The organism is Microbispora sp. NBC_01389, assembly GCF_045040095.1.
Lineage (GTDB): Bacteria > Actinomycetota > Actinomycetes > Streptosporangiales > Streptosporangiaceae > Microbispora.
The window spans coordinates 4,958,458-4,975,589 of record NZ_CP109552.1 but is presented as its reverse complement, the minus strand read 5'-3'; the positions used below and the strand labels follow the sequence as shown (position 1 = coordinate 4,975,589).

Genomic DNA, 17,132 nt, shown 5'->3' with positions numbered 1-17,132 from the left:
CTCGGAGTGAACACCTGGGTGTGGGTGTCGCCGCCGACCGACGGCGACCTCGCATCTCTGGTGCCCCGTGTCGCGGCCTGGGGGTTCGACGTGATCGAGCTGCCGGTGGAGCGGCCCGGCGACTGGGATCCTCACAAGGCCGCGGCGCTGCTGGCCGAGCACGGGCTGAAGGCATCGGTGGTGCTGGTCATGCCGCCGGGGCGGGAGCTCGTGGCGACCGCGCCTGGAGTCGTCGAGGAGACGCAGGACTACCTGCGGCACTGCGTCGACGTGGCGGTGGCCGTGGGCTCGCCGGTGATCGGCGGGCCCGCCTACGCCTCCGTCGGCAGGACCTGGCGGATGTCGGACGACGAGCGCCGGGCGATCTACACGGAGCTCCGGAACAACCTGGAACCCGTGGTCGACTACGCGGGCGAGCGCGGCGTGGCGGTCGCGGTCGAGCCGCTCAACCGGTACGAGACCAGCATCCTCAACACCGTCGAGCAGGCCCTCGATGCCTTGCCCGACGGATGCGGCCTGGCCCTCGACGTCTATCACATGAACATCGAAGAGAAAGATCCGGCGCAAGCCGTACGTGCCGCGGCGGGCCGGATCGCGCATGTGCAGGTCTGCGGAACTGATCGGGGCACACCGGGCGCCGACCGCTTCGACTGGCCCGCCTTCACCCAGGCCCTGCGTGAAGCGGGCTATGCGGGCCCCCTCGTCATCGAGTCCTTCACCGCCCACAACCAGACGATCGCCACCGCGGCCTCCATCTGGCGTCCGCTCGCACCGAGCCAGGACTCCCTCGCCGTGGACGGTCTGGCCTTCCTCAGGTCGCTGTAGCCAGCGCTCCCGCGGTTCACCGCCATGGCGGGGAACCGCGGGAGCGCTGTCCGTGACCGTGTGCTCAGTAGCTGCGGGGCAGGGTGAGGCGACGACGGCATCCAAGTCGCGGCGGAGCCCGTTGGTGAAGGAGCGCAGGTAGGACAGGTCGTCGTCCTCGGCGGCGTCCATCCAGAAAAGCCACAATCCCCGATCTTGGGAACTGTGGCTCCGACCTGCTAGAACAGTGTCGGGACGGCGGGATTCGAACCCACGACCCCTTGACCCCCAGGCAACCCAACTGGTCCGTCCTTGCGGCACTAAAGCTACCCTGAGCTGGGAAAACAATCCCTGCTAGTCCGTCAGCATCCGCACACGTCCGGGTGCGTGGTCACTCAGTTAGTCACTCAAAAGGCCTCGTCACCCTCGGCTCTCCCGGGCGCCCCCGCCGGTGTTCAGACTGAAGCGCTCCGGCTTCGACAGAGGCCAGGCAACTGCACCGCCCGGGCGCCTGAGGCCGTCTTCACCGTCCGCACGTACGCAGACACGGCCACCAGGGTAGAGACATGATCGACTTAGTGCGCACTTTTCGCCGTTCCCGACGGGAAACCGCGAGGTCAGCGCCTTGCATTCAACGGTGATCTTGAGATGTGAGCCAAGTCAGGTTTCATGCGGAAGGACTCGCCTTCGGCGACCACGACGATGCTGTGGTGGAGCAGCCGGTCGACCATGCTGACGGCGGTGGTGTGCTCGGGCAGGAAGCGGGCCCCACTGGTCGAAGGGCCAGTGCGAGCCGATGCCCAGCGCGCGGCGTTCGTAGGCGGCGGCAAACCGGAACAGCAGTTGGGCGCCGGTGTCGTCGAGTGGGGCGAAGCCTACTTCGTCGATGATGACCAGGTCGTTACGGAGCAGGTCGTCGATGACCCGGCCGACAGAGTTGTCGGCCATGCCGCGGAAGATGGTCTCGACGAGGTCGGCGGCGGTGAAGTAGCGCTCCTTGTAGCCGGCGCCGATGGCGGCGACGCCGGTGCCGATCCGGCCGCCGGTTCAGCCGTCTCGCCGATCGTCGTTTCACTCATCGGGGGTGTCTCCTGGAGGCACCTCAGTCCCTCAGGTCTCCGAGGTTAGACCGTTGATCGTATAGACCCGTCGTACGCGACCGCGATGCGCGACCGCGTACGGCTCAGCCTGGACGGCGGCCGGTTCGCCGAGGACCAGTTCGCGCAGGTGGCGGTGACCCAGGCTGCGTCGGAGATCGGCTCGGCGATCCTGCAGGCCGACCGCAACGTGCGGGAGGTGTACGAGCACGCGGTGCGGGGCGAGACGATCCCGGCCGAGCTGCGCCTGTGGGTGCACAGAGACCAGGTGCCGCCACCGAGCGGGCGCTGGAGGCGATCGACATCCTGCCAAGACGGCCGGGGGCACCTCCCTTAGCCGGGGCGACCCGATCGAGCGGGCCTGGCGGGCGCCCAGTCGGGCAGCGTCCACGTGGCCAATGACGTCGATCTGGCCCTCGCGATGTACGGCAAGGGCGAGTTCGGCCTGGCCGTCGAGGACAACCTGATCTGACGCCCTGGCCGGTCGGTGGTCAGCGGCCGACGTTCCAGGTCTTACCCCGGCACAGGGGAGGGCCGTACGTGTAGGTCGTGCCGCTTTCCGTACGTGCGACCATCGCGTCGTCCGGACGCGGCCTATCGCACTGCTCGTCCTGCGGGTCGATGCTCGTGACCGCGTTCGGTGTCAGCGTGGCGAATGGGCGCGGGTGTCCTTGCACGGACACTGTGATCACCTCGCCCGTTTCGTTCACCACCTGGATGAATTCGCTGGCGAGGGGCGTGCACGAGCAGAGAAGGAACAGGGGCGGCCCCGCGAGACGGAGGGCCGCGCGGGAGGCCGCCATGCGTCGAGTGTCATGGCGTCTCATAACGGCCTCCCAGGGGGCGTATGACAAATGCTGCCGGTCGCGAGCGGGGATCCAGGTGGACGCATCGCAAGGCCGAGGAGGAACCCATAGCCGGAGCTATGGGCGACGACGAGAACGCAGCGAGGCGCCGCCTGGGCCACGCGTGGCAGGGCCATGATTTGTCGAACACCACCTAGCGACAGGAATTAGGGGACCTTGGGGGGGAGGGAGGCGGACCAGTCCACCGACGTGTCGAAGCCACCGCTGGAGGCGTCCACCGAGACGGGCAACGTGTCCACCCGGATGGCCATCAGCGTCGCCACCTTACCCGCGTTGAGGGCGAGGGATGCGGTTCCGTTATTGACGCCGACCTGGATCCACCGCAGCGGTGTCCGGGAGTTCACGTCCGACCACGCCACCAGCAGATAGCGGACAACCGGCGACACGGTGAGGTTGGTGGAGATGCTGACGGTGATAGGGCAGTCGCCTTGAGTCGCCTTCGGGCTGTTCTGGTGGGCGCGTTCGCCTTCCGCCTCGGATCGCGCGGCGCAGGCGACATCCCCAAGGGGGCCAACGTGCTGTACGCCCACCTCGGCGGCCAGCCCGCTCTCAACGCCTACAGCGGCGTCCTCCGCTGACCGCTCTGGCGGTGGGCCGGTGGTGCCCGTCCGATGCCTCGGACGGGCACCACCAGTTCGGTTACTTGGTGATGGTGATGGTGTCGACGTCGAACAGGGAGCCCGCTCCCCCGGTGAAGACCAGGAACAGCGGCCCGGAAGCCGACCCGCTCAGCGTGGTGGACACGGTCGTGAAGGTGTCCCAGTTCCCGGTCACCGGGACGGTGACCGAGCCCAGCAGGGTCCCGGTCTGCGAGCCGGACCGCACCTGGATGGTGCCACCGGCCCCCGCGGAGGAGACCCGCGCGGAGAAGCCTTTCGCCCCCTGGGTGCTGACCGAGGAGTAGCCGACCCAGTCGCCGTTGTCGATGTAGCCGACCGTCTTGCCGCCGCTCGCCGTGGCGTGGTTAGCCTGCTGCACGCCCGACTGCGACGTGTACGACTCCGCCTCCACCGTGGTCGCGGCGGAGTTGGTCAGTGAGAACGTGTCCAGGTCGAACAGGTTGCCGGCTCCCCCGGTGAAGACCAGGAACAGCGGCCCGGAAGCCGACCCGCTCAGCGTGGTGGACACGGTCGTGAAGGTGTCCCAGTTCCCGGTCACCGGGACGGTGACCGAGCCCAGCAGGGTCCCGGTCTGCGAGCCGGACCGCACCTGGATGGTGCCGCCCGCTCCGGCGGACGAGACGCGGGCGGTGAACCCGGTCGCGCCTGCCGTGCTGACCGAGGAGTAGCCGACCCAGTCGCCGTTGTCGATGTAGCCGACCGTCTTGCCGCCGCTGGCGGTCGTGTGGGACGCCTGCTGGATGCCTGACTGCGAGGTGTAGGACTCGGCCTCGATCGTGCCGCCGCCGCCGTTGCCGGGGGGAGCGCAGTTGGCCTGCACCATGCCCGCGGCGTACCTGATGCCGCCGAGCAGCAGACCGCGGAAGTTCGCCTCCGAGTAGGACGCGATCGTGTGGCCGAGGCCGGTGTAGAACGACCGTCCGGAGGCCTGCGGGTGGCACCAGGTGATCGGGTGGTCGCCCATGTTCCCGCCGCTGTAGCTGGTCTCGTCCAGGCTCTGCAGCACGTGGGTGGTGGACCGGGGGTTGGTGCGGTAGTTGTACCACTCGTCGGTCCGCGTCCACGTCGCCGGCAGGCCGGTGGTCGCGGGATGCGTGGCGTCCTCGGTCTTTATGTTCGCCTGCTGGATCGCCGGGTGACTGTTGAACCAGGCACCCACCAGCTGCCCGTAGTACGGCCAGTCGTACTCGGTGTCGGCGGCGGCGTGGACGCCGACGTAGCCGCCGCCCCCGTCGACGTAGGAGGCGAAGGCGGTCTGCTGGGCGTCGTTGAGCACGTCCCCGGTGGTGCTGAGGAAGACCACCGCCTTGAACTGGGCGAGGTTGGCCGTGGTGAAGGCCGTCGAGTCCTCGGTGGCGGTGACGGTGAAGTTGTTCGCGGCACCCAGGTCGCGGATCGCCTGGATGCCCGCCGGGATCGAGTCGTGCCGGAAGCCGGCCGTTTTGGAGAAGACGAGCACCTTGTAGGCCGGGTCGGCCGCCTGCGCGGCCGTGGGGAGTGACACGGTCGCGGTGAGCGTGACGGCAGCCGCCACGCCGCACCGGAACACGGCGTTCCGGAACACCTTACGTAAGACTGTGAGCATGGCCGGTCCTTCCGTGTGCGGCACGCCGTTCGTCCTGGCGTGCCAGGCGGCGGTGCGGACGCCTGACGGCCTCCGCACCGCGGCCTGCCGCTAACGGGTGATGGTGAAGGTGTCGACGTCGAGCAGGGAGCCCGTGCCGCCGGTGAAGGTGAGGAACAGGGTTCCGGATGCCGAACCGGTCAGCGTCGTCGAGACCGTCGTGAAGGTGTCCCAGCTCCCAGTGTTGGCCACGTTGACCGAACCCAGCACGGTCCCCGTCTGCGACCCTGAGCGGATCTGGATGGTCCCGCCGGCGCCGCCCGAGGACACCCGGGCCGAGAAGTTCTTCGCGCCCTGGGTGTTCACCTGTGAGTACGCGGCCCAGTCACCGTTGTCGATGTAGCCGAGCGTGTAACCGCCGCTGGCCCCCGCGTGGCCGGCCGGCTGCACGCCGGACTGCGACGTGTACGCCTCGCCCTCGACCGTCTGGCTGGTGCCGGTGTTGAAGGTGAAGGCGTCGAGGTCGAACAGGTTGCCCGCACCGCCCTTGAACACCAGGTAGAGAGTGGTCGTGCCGCTCGGCGCGTTGCTGATGGGCACGGTGACGTTGACGAAGGTGTCCCAGCTGCCGGTGCTCGCGACGGCCGCCGATCCCAGCAGCGTGCCGGTCGCCGACCCGGCCCGCACCTCGAGCGTGCCGCCGGAGCCCGCCGAGGAGACCCTGGCCGTCATGCTGGTGGCATTACTCAGGTTGTACGGCGTGAAGGAGATCCAGTCGCCGTTGTCGATGTAGCCGACCGTCTTGGCGCCCTCCGCCGAGGTGTGGTCGGCGAGCTGGATGCCCGACTGCGCCGAGAAGTGCTCGGCCTGCCGGTGCCGCGGCTGGAGTGTGCGGGCACTGGTGGAGGTCAGGCCGCCCTTGTCGGTGTAGGACGCCTCGAAGACACCGTAGATATTCGCCGCGGTGTCGTGCTCACCGTCGACCGGCACCGCGATGGAGCCCGTGCAGCCGGTCTTCGAGGTGATCTGGTGTCGGTGGCTGTCGTGGCCGAGGAAATAGGTAACCGTCACCTTCGAGCAGTCGATCGTGCCGTCCTCCGGGTCGCTCACGTTGACCTGGAAGGGCACTGTGTCACCGAAGGAGAACAGCTGGCCGTCCGCCGGCTGGGCCAGCGCCACCGTCGGCGCGGTGTTGCCCACGGTGATGATGACGTTCGCGGACCCGGTCAGCCCCTGGGGGTCCCTGACGGTCAGCGTCGCCGTGTAGGTGCCCTTGGTGGTGTAGGTCTTGCTCGGGTTGGCCGCGGTGGAGGTGGTGCCGTCGCCGAAGTTCCACGAGTAGGTCAGCGCGCCGCCCTCGGGGTCGGAACTGCCCGCCGAGGAGAACGTCACCGCAAGCGGAGCCGGTCCGGACGTCTTGTCGGCCGACGCCTTCGCGATCGGGTTGCGGTTGGTCCCTCCGATGTACTCAATTCTCCAGAGGGCCTGGTTGTTGCTGCCCGTGCCGTAGTCGAGCACATACAACGCACCGTCGGGGCCGAAGGCCATGTCCATGACCTGCGTGCCGGTCCAGGGGAACGCCCCGATGTCACCGTACGTGCCGTCGGCCTTGACCTCGATCGCCTTGATCCAGCGGCGGCCGTACTCCCCCGCGAAGAACCTGCCGTCGAGCGACTGCGGGAACTTGACGCTGGAGTTGAGCGAGGCGTTGTACCGGTAGACCGGGCCGCCCATCGGCGACTCCGAGCCGCTGCCGAACTCCGGCGGGGAACCCGAATCACCGCCGTACTTGATCCAGCTCGGCTTGGCCGCGGGCAGCGTGGTCAGGCCGGTGTTCCGGAAGGAGTTGTTGGCCGGGCCGCCCGCGCAGTTGTACTTGCCGAGGGAGGGACCGCTGGGGAAGGTCCACTCGCCGTAGGTCTCGGACGCGGTGTTGGTGCCGGTGCAGTACGGCCAGCCGTAGTTGCCCGGACCGGTGATCCGGTTGAACTCGACCTGCCCGCCGGGACCGCGAGTGGCGTCGGTGCCTCCGGCGTCGGGGCCGTAGTCGCCCAGGTAGACGATGCCCGTGGCCTTGTCGACCGACATGCGGAACGGGTTGCGGAAGCCCATGGCGTAGATCTCGGGCCGGGTCTTCGCCGTCCCGGGGGCGAACAGGTTCCCCGACGGGATGGTGTAGGTGCCGTTGGCCTCCGGGTGGATCCGCAGGAGCTTGCCCCGCAGGTCGTTGGTGTTGCCCGAGGACCGCTGCGCGTCGAACTGCGGGTTGCGGTCGGTCCGCTCGTCCAGGGGCGCGTACCCGGCGGAATCGAACGGGTTGGTGTCGTCACCTGTGGTGAGGTATAGGTTGCCCGCCGCGTCGAAGTCGATGTCGCCGCCGACGTGGCAGCACTGCCCGCGGTCGTTGGGGACCTGGAGCACGACCTTCTCACTCGCCATGTTGAGCGTGTTGTCGGCGTTCAGGGTGAACCGGGACAGGTTAAGGTTGCCCTTCCACTGGTCGAACTGCGCCTGGGTGCCGGTGGTCGGCGCGTCGCCTCCGGGCGTGCTCAGGGTGGGAGAGTAGTACAGCCAGACATAGCGGTTGGTCGCGAAGCCCGGGTCGACGGCGACACCCTGGAGCCCCTCTTCGTCGTGGGTGTAGACATTGAGCTTGCCGGCCTGCTTGGTGTTGCCGGCAGCGTCGGTGACCCGGACCGTGCCGTCACGGGCCGTGTGGATGACCGAGCGGTCGGGCAGCACGGCGAGGGACATGGGCTCGCCGAGCTCCGCGCCGCCGCTGGCGAGGGAGATCTGCTGGTAGTCGGAGGCGGGAATGGTGGAGGCGTGGGCCGCCGGGCCGGTGGCCACAGCGACCGCCGCTCCACTGGCGACCAGCGACATCGTGGTGAGCAGCCTCATCCACGGCCGAGGACGTGGTGACATCGGGGTCCTTCCTGACTTGGGGGGTTAAGCCAGGCAAGGCGGCGCGCCGCCGCGCTGTTGCCGGGGTACTGCGAGAGGTGCCGGGGTAGTGGGGGGTGCTCGGATGGTTGGGGTGCGGGTGATGCGAAGGAGATCGGCCGGAGGTGTGCCAACAACTCGGCCTTTCGTCGCTCCGCAGGGCTCATTTCGTCGCCAGATTGCCGACTTTCGTATCGTCAAGACGATTTAACCGTGTTTTAACATCTGTGCCCCGCCTCGTACAGCCCTGAGTACATCACCACCACCTCGCCCTCGCGGACCGACCGATGCGGGAGGCCCCCTCGAACGCTTCCTCAACCACCCCGAGCAGGGCATCTTCCGCGGGCCGGAGGCCTTGACGATCTCCGCGGCGGGGGCTGGCGGCGCGAGCCTTCTCCCTGCCCGTGGACGGGCTGGCGCACGCGCCGCTCCCGGCGATCGCGCACTGGAAGGGCAACCCTCGTCGAGGACCGCGGGGCCAGCGGCGGCGTCACACCCGCCGGAGGCGCCCGGTCCGGCGGAAGCCGGGGGCGGGGGTGAAGGCGAGCAGGACGCCGCTGTAGTCCTCGGTTAGCTCGGCGTCGGTGACACGCCGGCGCCCAGTCGCCAAGCGTGGGTAACCAAAGTCAGGAGGGATGCGTCTGTGAGCGGAGCACGGCATCCACTCAGAAGTCCGTCCTGCTCGTCAGGCGACACCGACCACGATCGCGACCAGACCGAACAAGGCCACCGGCGTCAGCGACTCCCGCAGCAGCAAGGTTCCGAAGAGCACGGCGAAGCCCGGCGAAGGGTAGAACGCCAACGCCGCGTGCGCCGGTCCGCTGCGTGCGCGGAAGCGCCGCGTTCGAGGGCGCGTCGGAAGAGCTCTCGATTTGAAGACCCCGGACGTCCGGCTTGCCGCGCTGACCGCTTCAAGTTGCGGCACCCGCATCCAGCTTTTCCTGGGCGGGTGAGCGGCTATGACAACGGCCTTCGGCGACTTCTTGCGTGAGGCGTCCGAGCAGATGAACACCGCCGTCTATTGCGCCGAGCGCTCCGTTTCCGGTGTCGCCGCCATCGCGACGATTGATCCGGAGCGCCGGATGACGACGGTCCTGCTCAGATACTTGGACGATCTCGCGCCCGAACGCGCCCCCGCGCCCATGGCGGCTGTCCCATCTTTGGGACCGGATGAACCATCCGCGCGTCCTGCTTGAGGAAGCCGACGTGATCCTGCGCGACCTCGACCGGCAACTCGCCGGCCGGGGTCGCAACGCCGCGCATCCCGTCCCGGTCCATGTCGGCGGCGCCGCGCTCGCCCTCGGTACCGGCCATGACCTGCTGAAGGACGCACTACAACCCGCGGTCGGACTGGGCGAACGCGATCGAGGACATGGGCGTCCGGCACGCGGTGCTGGACGTCGTGGCACGCCAGGCACAGCTCCTCGGCCGAGTCATGAAGGCGGCCCGAGCCGAAGTGCGCAGAGCGGGCGCCTGGACAGCGTACGGCTCGACCGATTGGTCACCGCGCTGCGGACCGCAGGTGACATCGCCTTTCGGGTGACGGCGCCGGGAGCCGCCGAGACGCTGGTCGCCGTACCCCTCAGGGCGACCCAGCCGCCGTCGGTGCTACCTGCGACCGCTTCAGTCGGGCAGCTCTGCGCCGGGATCATCACGAACGCCGAGGGGATACGCACGGCTCAGCCCGAGGCGGGAGGACAGCTGTCGTCCGCGGACTGCCGGCGCAACGCCACCGCCGCTGTCGTGGCCCTCCACTGCGCCTACCAGGCCGTCACAATGCTGACGCGGCGGCACACCGAACTGCATCCCGCCCGCGAACTGCTCGTCCGCCGCACGCTACGCCTGTCCGCGGGAGGCCTTCACCGTGTGCTCGACCGCTGGCAGGCCGTACGGCACCGCTGGCAGCGGCTCCTGTTCGACCAGCGACGTCCAGGCCCCGCGGATCACCTCGATCAGATGACCATCCGCCTGGGCCGTCTCATCTCGACCAACCCGGAGTGGACCTTCGAGCTGAGTAACCTGCCGACGCTGAAGTCCCCTGCCGAGCTCGCGCCGACGACCGCGGACATGTCGCAGATCCTGCTTTCCGTCCGACACGCCACAGAAGCCCTCGCCGAACTCGGCCATCGTGATCTGGCGCAGGTCACCACCCGGCCGGATTGAAGCAATCCACACGATGTCGAGAACCACCGCTGCCGTTAACGGCCAGGTGGGAGCATCCGGGGTAGGAGCCCTCGTGGGGGCGTACCGAGACGTCGTCGGCTACACGAACGCGGTGCTTGCGGATCTGAATCGAGCTGCTCTCGATACGGCCACTCCTGGGGAGCGTCCGAGCGTCATGGTCGCGCTGTCCATCCTCGACCGCCGCCGAGATCCCGCCCTGGTCTCGGCACTCTTCGACGACACCACCGTGGCCAACAGCGCGACGGCATCGCAGTACACCTCGAACATCCGGGTGGCTACCCTCGGCGCGGTCACGGCAGCCTCAAGGTCCAACTCCGACGGCGGGCGGCAGGCAAGCAAGCCGACGAGGTAGTGGCGGGGAGCGGGAAGACCTTGGTTGTCTCCCCGGCTCTCGTGCGCTCCGCCATCCTGGCCCTGGGCGGCCCGAGCCGAGCCGTGAGATCGTGACGGTCATGGCGATCGAAGATCCTCTGCGCCTTATAGGACAGCTCCGGCTCGGCCGGGAAGAATATTGCCAGCGGCTGCTGACCATGCTGATCCTCGGCGGGCCCTATCCGCGGTGGAACACGCCCAACGCTCCCTCGGGCCGCGGAGCCCGTTTCCTGCTTGAGCTGGACGCGCTCTCGTTCGGCACCGGTGCCTGGGAAGTTCGGCCGCAGTTCGTCGACGAGTTCGACCTTCCACGGCGGCATGACGACGAACAGGGCGGAGCACCGGACTACGCGATGCTCTGGCCCGAGCGCCTGTGGATGATCGAGCTGAAGACCGAGACCGCAAGTCACCGTCAAGGGCAGCTCTCGGGGTACCTCGCCCTCGCCGAACATCATCATCCGGCTCGCCGCATCGACCTCACCTACCTGACTCCGCCGATGCCCCACACACCGCCGGCCACCCAGGCGCGGACGCGCTTCAACCACCTCACCTGGACTCAGGTCATCCCGTTGATCACCGCTGTCTGGGGAGACGGCGACGACGCAGAGCGGCGCGCCGTCGAACTGCTGCTGGCCGCCTTGGACAGCATCGGAACCGACTGGAGCACCTGGCGCACAGCCCGGCTCCAGCACATGCCCGACGCCGAGATCGAGGCTCCCGTCACCGACACGCAGCCGACGGTCGAACCCGTCGAAGAGGCGATGGCGCTGGCCCACGCCACCGCCCGGGACGGACGGCAACGGGCCCTCAGTCACGCGGCGATGGACCTGCAGGAGCTGCAGGAGCTGCGCCTATCCCTACGGCAGGCCATCTGCGCCTCACCCGGCCCCTCCTCCATCCATCACGTGCTGCCCTGGATCTGGAGCGCCGCGACCAGCAGCGGAACGGCACTCACCGCCACTGGTGCGGAGACCGGATACGAACTGCGCCTGTCCCGGTATCGCAAGCCCATCTGCTGACGGGCTGCTCGGGCGACGCTCGTATCAATCGCGCAGGGCCCTGAAGGGCCGGGAGGGCTTGCTGGCGAACTCGGCCATCCACGAACGGATCGTCTCCAGATGCGTCGGCAGCAGCCCGACTCTGGGATCCGGCTGGACGAGCAAGGTGGGAATGCCTGCTGCCGTCCGGCCTGCGGCCCAGGCGTGGTCGGCGGGGGTGAAGTCGTCGTCGATCCAGACGGCCTGAGCGGCGTCGAGCCAGGCTGAGACGTCGTCCCGTTTCCAGAGGTAGCCGTTGGGGTGGCTCGTCGTGACGTCCTGACGCGCCAGCTCGACATGCGGGAACGACTCCAGGCCCAGCTTGGCGCCGATCAAGGGGCTGGCGTCGCCACGCCAACTGGTGCACCAGACCGGTGTCAGAGGCAGCTCGCTGATCAGCCCAGCCAGCATGGGGCCGTGCCTGGGATTCAGCCATATGGGGACGGGTGAGCCCGCGTCATAGCCGGTGGGGACGACGCTGTGCCTCACGTGAGTAGCCGGCCCGTTCCCCTCGCTGTCGGGGAACGGGATCAGCACGCCGTCGACGTCGATGAGCAGATAAACCTCGGGCACGACAGCCTCCTCGAACCGTCATGATCTACGGGCGACAACGAGCAAGGTCTTCGGGCCGGATCGCGACTCACCCAGGTGCTGGAGGTCGTCAATTAGGAATCCGGCTGCCGACAGCAGAGCAACCCAGCCGAGCACGCTCGGCTCCCAGCGGCGGATCGGCATTCTGCCGCCGGACGGCAACAGCAACGTGCTATTCCGGTCACTGCGTCTGGGATGCGGAACGGCGAAGGCCAGCACTCCGCCGGGCCGCAGCGCCCGCGTGATCAACGGCACGAGCACATTCGGCGAGGTGAGTCCCACGGCGCCGAAGACGGAGTAACAGACGTCGTACGGATGGGACGACGTCGCCAGGAACTGGACCGCGTCGGCGGTGACGAAGGAGATCCCCCGCAGGTACCCATAGCGCGTGCGCGCCCGTTCGATCTGCCTCTCGGAGATGTCGACGCCGACCCCGGTGGCGCCGTGGACTCCGACAAGGTGAGCGAGGTGATGGCCCGCGCCACACCCCAACTCGAGGACGCGCGCACAGGCGAGGTGTCCCAGGATCTCGGCTCCTGGCCCACCGTCAGGCTCCGGCGTCCAGTACATGCGAGACGGAGCCGCCGCCGGCAGTGCCGGCTCGACGGCCTGACGCTGCCGGGCGTGCTCTTGCCATGCCTGGCGGTTCATGGCACGAGCAGCCGTACGGCTTCGCGGAGGTGACGCCGTACGGCCTTGATGTAGACCGGATCGCTGCTTGGGTCGTTGATCCAGTGCACGGTCTGGTCCATGAACCACTCCACGATCCAGACCCGGTGCCAGCCGAGGGCCCACGCCTCGGCGGACAGACCACCCCGTGGCGCCAAGGCCTCCTGCGATCCGCCGACAGCGACGTAGGCTTCGATCAGCCTACGGACCCGTTGGACGTTGGCGGCCTGTTGGGTTCCCGGCCAGGAGGCCAGGTCGAGCAATCCGGGGCCGTTGAACGCGCGGGCGAAGTCAAGCAGTCGCCATCCCGATCGCCCGACGTGCAGCGAGCTGGGGTGAAACTCCGAGTGGCACAGCCCGAACGGCGCCAGCTCCGCCCTCTGGGCACGTGCGGGAGCCACCTTGTCCAGGGCGGAGAGCATCTCGGCGATGTCGAGAGTGGATTCCCAGCGCCGGACCTGCCGCAGGTAGTCCAGGTGTGCGAGCGCGCGCAAGGGCAAGGCCCGCAGTTCGTCGGCGTCGAGGGTCGTCGGCAGGATCTCCGAGGGGCGAACCCGGTGGAGGACGACCGCCGCCTTGACCCCGTCGTCGTCCGTTGCCTCCCGGACCGGTTCGCCAAGGTCCTGCATCAGCATGCCGAGGATGCCGCCGCTGACGGCGGAGGCGTACAGGTCGGGGACGGGCACGCCATGGACAGCGGCCAGCTTGAGGGCCCGGTCCTCGTCGGTAAACGGCTCGGCGGCGAATTTGAAAATGGCCGTGGAGCCGTCGGGAAAGTGCAGGCGTTCCACCGCCGACAGCGACCAGGCGCGCATCGGCTCGCGTTTCGGCTCACCCGGGAATCTCGCCTTGGCGCACAGCTCGGCGCACAGCCGGGTGACGGTCAACTCGTCCACGACGATCACTCCTTGGAAATCAGGGGGCGTACGGCCCGCGCTCACCGAAGCGCGGGCCGTACGGGAAGGGTCAGCTGGCGGTGCGGCAGGCGTAGACCTTGGCGAGCCATTCCTCACGGAAGCTCGTCAGCTCGGTGCGGAAGGTCTGCATCGAGGCGCCGTACGGCACGCAGGCGCCGCCGGATTGGTTGGGCACGGACTGGCAGCCGTGGACCAGCCGTCCGCCGAGCGCGGCGTGTGCCTTGATCGACTCGATGCGGCGGTACTCGTTGAACCAGGTGCCGTGGTAGACCTCGTCGAGCATGCCGCCCTCCTCCTCGTCCAGCTCGTAGACGACGGAGGTCGCGGCGGGGAAGAACCAGCACGGGCCGACGTTGGAGATGTGGCCGTCCAGCTCGACCTTGTTGAGCGCCATGAAGGTGGCCGCCTCGCGGAGCATCCGCAGGTGGCCGGCGGTGATCTGAGGCAGGCCGAGGGTGGGCAGGTGCTCCTCGCGGAACAGGTAGCTGTAGACCTCCCAGGCCGTGGCCAGCACTCGGCCGGCGTCGGAGGTGGAGAAGCCGTGCTCCTGCACGAACTCCAGGGCGAGCTGTTCGACGGCGGTCTCCGCGGACTCCTCGATGCCGAGAAGCTGGCCGGCGACGAGGTTCCAGTCACACAGGAGCCAGGTGGAGTTCTCGAACCGGAAGAAGTACTTCTCGGGGTTGACCGTGATGGTGGCTCCGTCCACGGTGATCCCGGGGATGCGGTTCCAGCGCGGGTCGAAGGCGACCGGCAAGTCGACGGCGAACGCGTCGAGCTGGGCGCTCAGGGTCATTGAGGCACTCTCCTTCTGACGTGGGATTGCTGGTGGAGGGGGAGCTATCGGGCCTGCCCGGTGAGCAGGCGCTGCCAGAGCTCCATGGCTCTGGCCGTCAGGAGCCACTCCGTCTCGCGTACGGACAAACCGGTCGGCTTGCGGACGGAGCGGCGGATGAACACCAGGCCGCCGGAAACGCACAGCTCGTAGACCACCGGCTGGCACTCACAGGTGTGCCGTCGTACCCGGAGATGCGTGCACCGCGCCGTCGGTTTCCTCCACACGAGCCTTTCGCAGCCTGTCTGCGGTGGCGCGACGTGGACGCCGTGGAACGGCGCGGGAAGCTGCGCGTCCTTGGGATCGCCGCGAGGTGCACCGTGCGAGACCATACGGGTGTGTTCCGGCTAACGGTCTACCTCGGCCAGCACACGCTCAATGCGGTCAGCGGCCTCGGTGACGTTCGTGACGAGGGCGATCCGTTCGGGCCAGGAGAACCAGAAGCTCCACTCCCCCTCCGCATCCGGCGCGATCATGACGTGTTCCGTGAGGACGGGAGCCTCAGGGTTCATCACGAACAGGTGGAGCGAGGACCCCTCACCGCTGCGGAGTCGCGCGGCGAAGCCCCGGACTTCGAGCGCGGTGGCGAGCGACTGGAGCGCGTCGCGGACCACCGCCCGATCGGCAAGCTGCGTACTCATGACGCGACCGTACGGCCGGCTCACGTGGGCAAACCCAACCAGCGGTTGGGGGTGGCGTTCAGGCGATGACGCGGGCTCTTGTCGCGAGGTCCAGCAACAGAGCCGGAGGGCGGCGCCTCGCCTCGATCATCTCGCCGATGGTCTGCCGTGCGAGCGGATTGAAGACGACGGTCTCCGTCGACTGTGTCTCTGACATCCGGAGGCAGGTGAGGGCTGCGTCGAAATCTCGCTGCCGCATATGCCCTCGCGCCAGATCCAGCAGGTGCTGGGCCCGCCGATTCGTCGAGGGAATCGCCGAGATGGTGATGGCCTTGGCCCGGTCGATCGCCGCGCTGGACCTCCCTGTCTCCACCTCTATCGCGACGCCGTAGATGGCGACGTTGGCCTGGCCGAACATCGTCAAAGGGTTGTGATGAGCAGGGCCGAGAGCGGAGGCGGCCCTGTGAGCGAGGTCCCAGTGCCGCCAGGCGTCAGCGCCGCGGTGGTTCTTCGCGCAGGCGATGGCGGCGAACAGGTGCAAGGAACCCCACGCCGACAGCACGGCCTGCGAGGAGTTCGACCCCGGCTCCAAGTAGGTCGCCGCGGTCGACGCCACCTCGAAGGCCTCGTCAACCTGGCCGCGCCCGAGTGCAGCCATCGTGGAAGTCCAGGCGGAGATCGCGATCAGATGCGGATCATCGGTCTCCTCGGCGGCGACCATCGCGCGGTCGGCTGCGCGGGCCGCCAGCTCGGCCTCCCCGACGCAGTAGAGAAAGCGCTGCGCGAGCTGGAACGTCGCGGCGACAAGCGCCCAGGTGGTGCACCGCATGCTGGGCGCGGCCGCTCGGTGCAGGTTCAGTGCGTCTTGTAGCAGGCCGGGCGCCACCGCACCCAAAGCGGTGTACGGCCGAGCCGACCCGTGCCAGGCCGACCAGGCGACGGCCAGCCGGCGCCGCAGCTTCTCGCTCTCGGCGGGCAGGTCGTCCACGGGCTGCGGCGGATAGATCGGCGTGGACAGTACCTGGCGAATGGCGGGGACCGCCTCGTGCCGGATCCTGCCGCCATCAGTGACGGTGCACGTCATGCCCTGCAGCCGGTCTTCGACGATGAGGCTCAGATCTCGTACGCCGAGCACGTTCGCAAGGGCGACGAGGGTGGAGAGCTTGTCCAGGCGCTGCTCACCGCGCTCGACCTGGCGCAGCCACTCCTCGGTCCGTCCGCACAACTCCGCGCAGGCGTGCAGTCCGAGGCCTCGACGCAACCGAAGCGCTCGGACGCGCCTGCCGATGCGCCGGTCCAGCTCTCCACTTTTCACGTGCTCAGTCGCCATGGCACGACCTCACGTTGGGGACGTAGTGTTCGCCTCGACCACGGTAACCGTGCCCGTGGGTCAGCGGACAGTAACCGATGGTGATCATAGAGGAATGGAGAACGGCGGGATATGGCAGAGGGCAAGCCGGTTCTGTATGTGATCGCGTGCGGAGGTCGGCCGGCGGGTGACCTTCCCGCCTTCGTCGAGCGCCTTCAGGCGGACGGCTGGACGGTCTGCATCATCGCGACGCCGTCAGCCACGAAGTTCATCGACACCGAGCGGCTCAGCACGCTCACTGGCTATCCCGTACGGCACGACTACAAGCGGTCGGAGGAACCGGACGTGCTGCCCCCGGCCGACGCCATGGCGGTTGTCCCGGCGACCTTCAACACGACCAATAAGTGGGCCCAGGGCATCAGCGACACCCTGGCATTGGGTCTGCTGAACGAAGCCCTCGGGCTCGGCCTGCCGATCGTCGCCGTCCCTTGGCCCAACCACGCACTTGCGAGGCATCCCGCCTTCCCCAGCAGCGTGGCCCGGCTCGAGGAATGGGGCATACGGGTGATCCTCGACTGGGACAGTCTCCCCGCACCCAACTCAGGCGCACCAGGAGCGGTTTCCTTCCCCTGGGACGATCTCTACGAAGCACTGCACGCCATACGTGGAGACTTCGTCTCCTAATGAGGCCACGGCCGTTCCAA

21 protein-coding genes are annotated in these 17,132 nt (G+C 68.4%); 8 read left to right on the top strand and 13 right to left on the bottom strand.

Annotated elements, in window-relative coordinates; translation table 11 throughout:
- Positions 1–6: 6 nt before the first annotated feature.
- The gene (locus OG344_RS22570) at positions 7–825 is read left to right on the top strand and encodes a sugar phosphate isomerase/epimerase family protein (RefSeq protein ID WP_405084765.1); all 819 of its coding nucleotides are present in this window, start codon (positions 7–9) and stop codon (positions 823–825) included.
- Between the two features lie 639 nt (positions 826–1,464).
- Here the strand turns inward: OG344_RS22570 and OG344_RS22565 are convergent.
- Positions 1,465–1,818: an ATP-binding protein gene (locus OG344_RS22565; protein WP_405089147.1), complete on the bottom strand. Its 354-nt coding sequence runs from the start codon at positions 1,816–1,818 to the stop codon at positions 1,465–1,467.
- Between the two features lie 150 nt (positions 1,819–1,968).
- On the opposite strand from OG344_RS22565, the gene OG344_RS22560 reads away from it, so the two are divergent.
- The gene (locus OG344_RS22560) at positions 1,969–2,238 is read left to right on the top strand and encodes a hypothetical protein (protein ID WP_405084764.1); all 270 of its coding nucleotides are present in this window, start codon (positions 1,969–1,971) and stop codon (positions 2,236–2,238) included.
- A gap of 154 nt (positions 2,239–2,392) precedes the next feature.
- Here OG344_RS22560 and OG344_RS22555 read toward each other — a convergent pair whose 3' ends face one another.
- Positions 2,393–2,584, bottom strand: a complete 192-nt coding sequence (locus tag OG344_RS22555; protein WP_405084763.1) for a hypothetical protein — start codon at positions 2,582–2,584, stop codon at positions 2,393–2,395.
- Positions 2,585–2,913: 329 nt separating this feature from the next.
- Positions 2,914–3,153 (bottom strand): hypothetical protein, encoded by a 240-nt coding sequence (locus OG344_RS22550; RefSeq protein WP_327045287.1) that lies wholly within the window; start codon positions 3,151–3,153, stop codon positions 2,914–2,916.
- Positions 3,154–3,195: 42 nt separating this feature from the next.
- On the opposite strand from OG344_RS22550, the gene OG344_RS22545 reads away from it, so the two are divergent.
- Complete coding sequence (locus OG344_RS22545) at positions 3,196–3,345, top strand: hypothetical protein (RefSeq protein WP_405084762.1); 150 nt, start codon at positions 3,196–3,198, stop codon at positions 3,343–3,345.
- 61 nt (positions 3,346–3,406) lie between these two features.
- Here OG344_RS22545 and OG344_RS22540 read toward each other — a convergent pair whose 3' ends face one another.
- The 3 genes from OG344_RS22540 to OG344_RS22530 form a co-directional block, all read right to left on the bottom strand.
- Positions 3,407–4,972, bottom strand: a complete 1,566-nt coding sequence (locus OG344_RS22540; protein ID WP_405084761.1) for a ThuA domain-containing protein — start codon at positions 4,970–4,972, stop codon at positions 3,407–3,409.
- A gap of 90 nt (positions 4,973–5,062) precedes the next feature.
- A complete protein-coding gene (locus tag OG344_RS22535; RefSeq protein WP_405084760.1) occupies positions 5,063–7,876 on the bottom strand; it encodes a carbohydrate-binding protein in 2,814 nt (937 codons plus the stop codon).
- Positions 7,877–8,579: 703 nt separating this feature from the next.
- A complete protein-coding gene (locus tag OG344_RS22530; protein WP_405084759.1) occupies positions 8,580–8,825 on the bottom strand; it encodes an EamA family transporter in 246 nt (81 codons plus the stop codon).
- Between the two features lie 28 nt (positions 8,826–8,853).
- On the opposite strand from OG344_RS22530, the gene OG344_RS22525 reads away from it, so the two are divergent.
- From OG344_RS22525 to OG344_RS22510, 4 genes are all read left to right on the top strand, one after another.
- Entirely contained in the window at positions 8,854–9,090 is a 237-nt protein-coding gene (locus OG344_RS22525; RefSeq protein ID WP_405084758.1) for a hypothetical protein, read from the top strand.
- Complete coding sequence (locus OG344_RS22520; RefSeq protein WP_405084757.1) at positions 9,065–10,057, top strand: hypothetical protein; 993 nt, start codon at positions 9,065–9,067, stop codon at positions 10,055–10,057. Before OG344_RS22525 ends, OG344_RS22520 begins: the two co-directional genes overlap by 26 nt.
- 73 nt (positions 10,058–10,130) lie before the next feature.
- Positions 10,131–10,430, top strand: coding sequence for a hypothetical protein (locus tag OG344_RS22515; protein ID WP_405084756.1), 300 nt, complete (start codon positions 10,131–10,133; stop codon positions 10,428–10,430).
- A 91-nt stretch (positions 10,431–10,521) separates the two neighbouring features.
- On the top strand, positions 10,522–11,469 hold the full coding sequence (locus tag OG344_RS22510) for a hypothetical protein (protein WP_405084755.1): 948 nt from the start codon (positions 10,522–10,524) through the stop codon (positions 11,467–11,469).
- A gap of 24 nt (positions 11,470–11,493) precedes the next feature.
- Here OG344_RS22510 and OG344_RS22505 read toward each other — a convergent pair whose 3' ends face one another.
- The 7 genes from OG344_RS22505 to OG344_RS22475 form a co-directional block, all read right to left on the bottom strand.
- Positions 11,494–12,060, bottom strand: coding sequence for an HAD domain-containing protein (locus OG344_RS22505; RefSeq protein WP_405084754.1), 567 nt, complete (start codon positions 12,058–12,060; stop codon positions 11,494–11,496).
- A gap of 18 nt (positions 12,061–12,078) precedes the next feature.
- Positions 12,079–12,729 carry a class I SAM-dependent methyltransferase gene (locus OG344_RS22500; RefSeq protein ID WP_405084753.1) on the bottom strand — a complete coding sequence of 217 codons (651 nt, stop codon included), beginning with the start codon at positions 12,727–12,729 and terminating at the stop codon, positions 12,079–12,081.
- Entirely contained in the window at positions 12,726–13,643 is a 918-nt protein-coding gene (locus OG344_RS22495) for a hypothetical protein (protein WP_405084752.1), read from the bottom strand. The genes OG344_RS22500 and OG344_RS22495 overlap by 4 nt, the downstream gene beginning before the upstream one ends.
- 70 nt (positions 13,644–13,713) lie before the next feature.
- Positions 13,714–14,460 (bottom strand): hypothetical protein, encoded by a 747-nt coding sequence (locus OG344_RS22490; protein ID WP_405084751.1) that lies wholly within the window; start codon positions 14,458–14,460, stop codon positions 13,714–13,716.
- 44 nt (positions 14,461–14,504) lie between these two features.
- The gene (locus OG344_RS22485; RefSeq protein ID WP_405084750.1) at positions 14,505–14,657 is read right to left on the bottom strand and encodes a hypothetical protein; all 153 of its coding nucleotides are present in this window, start codon (positions 14,655–14,657) and stop codon (positions 14,505–14,507) included.
- Positions 14,658–14,846: 189 nt separating this feature from the next.
- On the bottom strand, positions 14,847–15,140 hold the full coding sequence (locus OG344_RS22480) for a hypothetical protein (RefSeq protein ID WP_405084749.1): 294 nt from the start codon (positions 15,138–15,140) through the stop codon (positions 14,847–14,849).
- A 58-nt stretch (positions 15,141–15,198) separates the two neighbouring features.
- Entirely contained in the window at positions 15,199–16,449 is a 1,251-nt protein-coding gene (locus tag OG344_RS22475; protein ID WP_405084748.1) for a helix-turn-helix domain-containing protein, read from the bottom strand.
- Positions 16,450–16,560: 111 nt separating this feature from the next.
- Between OG344_RS22475 and OG344_RS22470 the strand changes: the two genes are divergently transcribed.
- The gene (locus OG344_RS22470; RefSeq protein ID WP_405084747.1) at positions 16,561–17,112 is read left to right on the top strand and encodes a flavoprotein; all 552 of its coding nucleotides are present in this window, start codon (positions 16,561–16,563) and stop codon (positions 17,110–17,112) included.
- Positions 17,113–17,132: the final 20 nt, after the last annotated feature.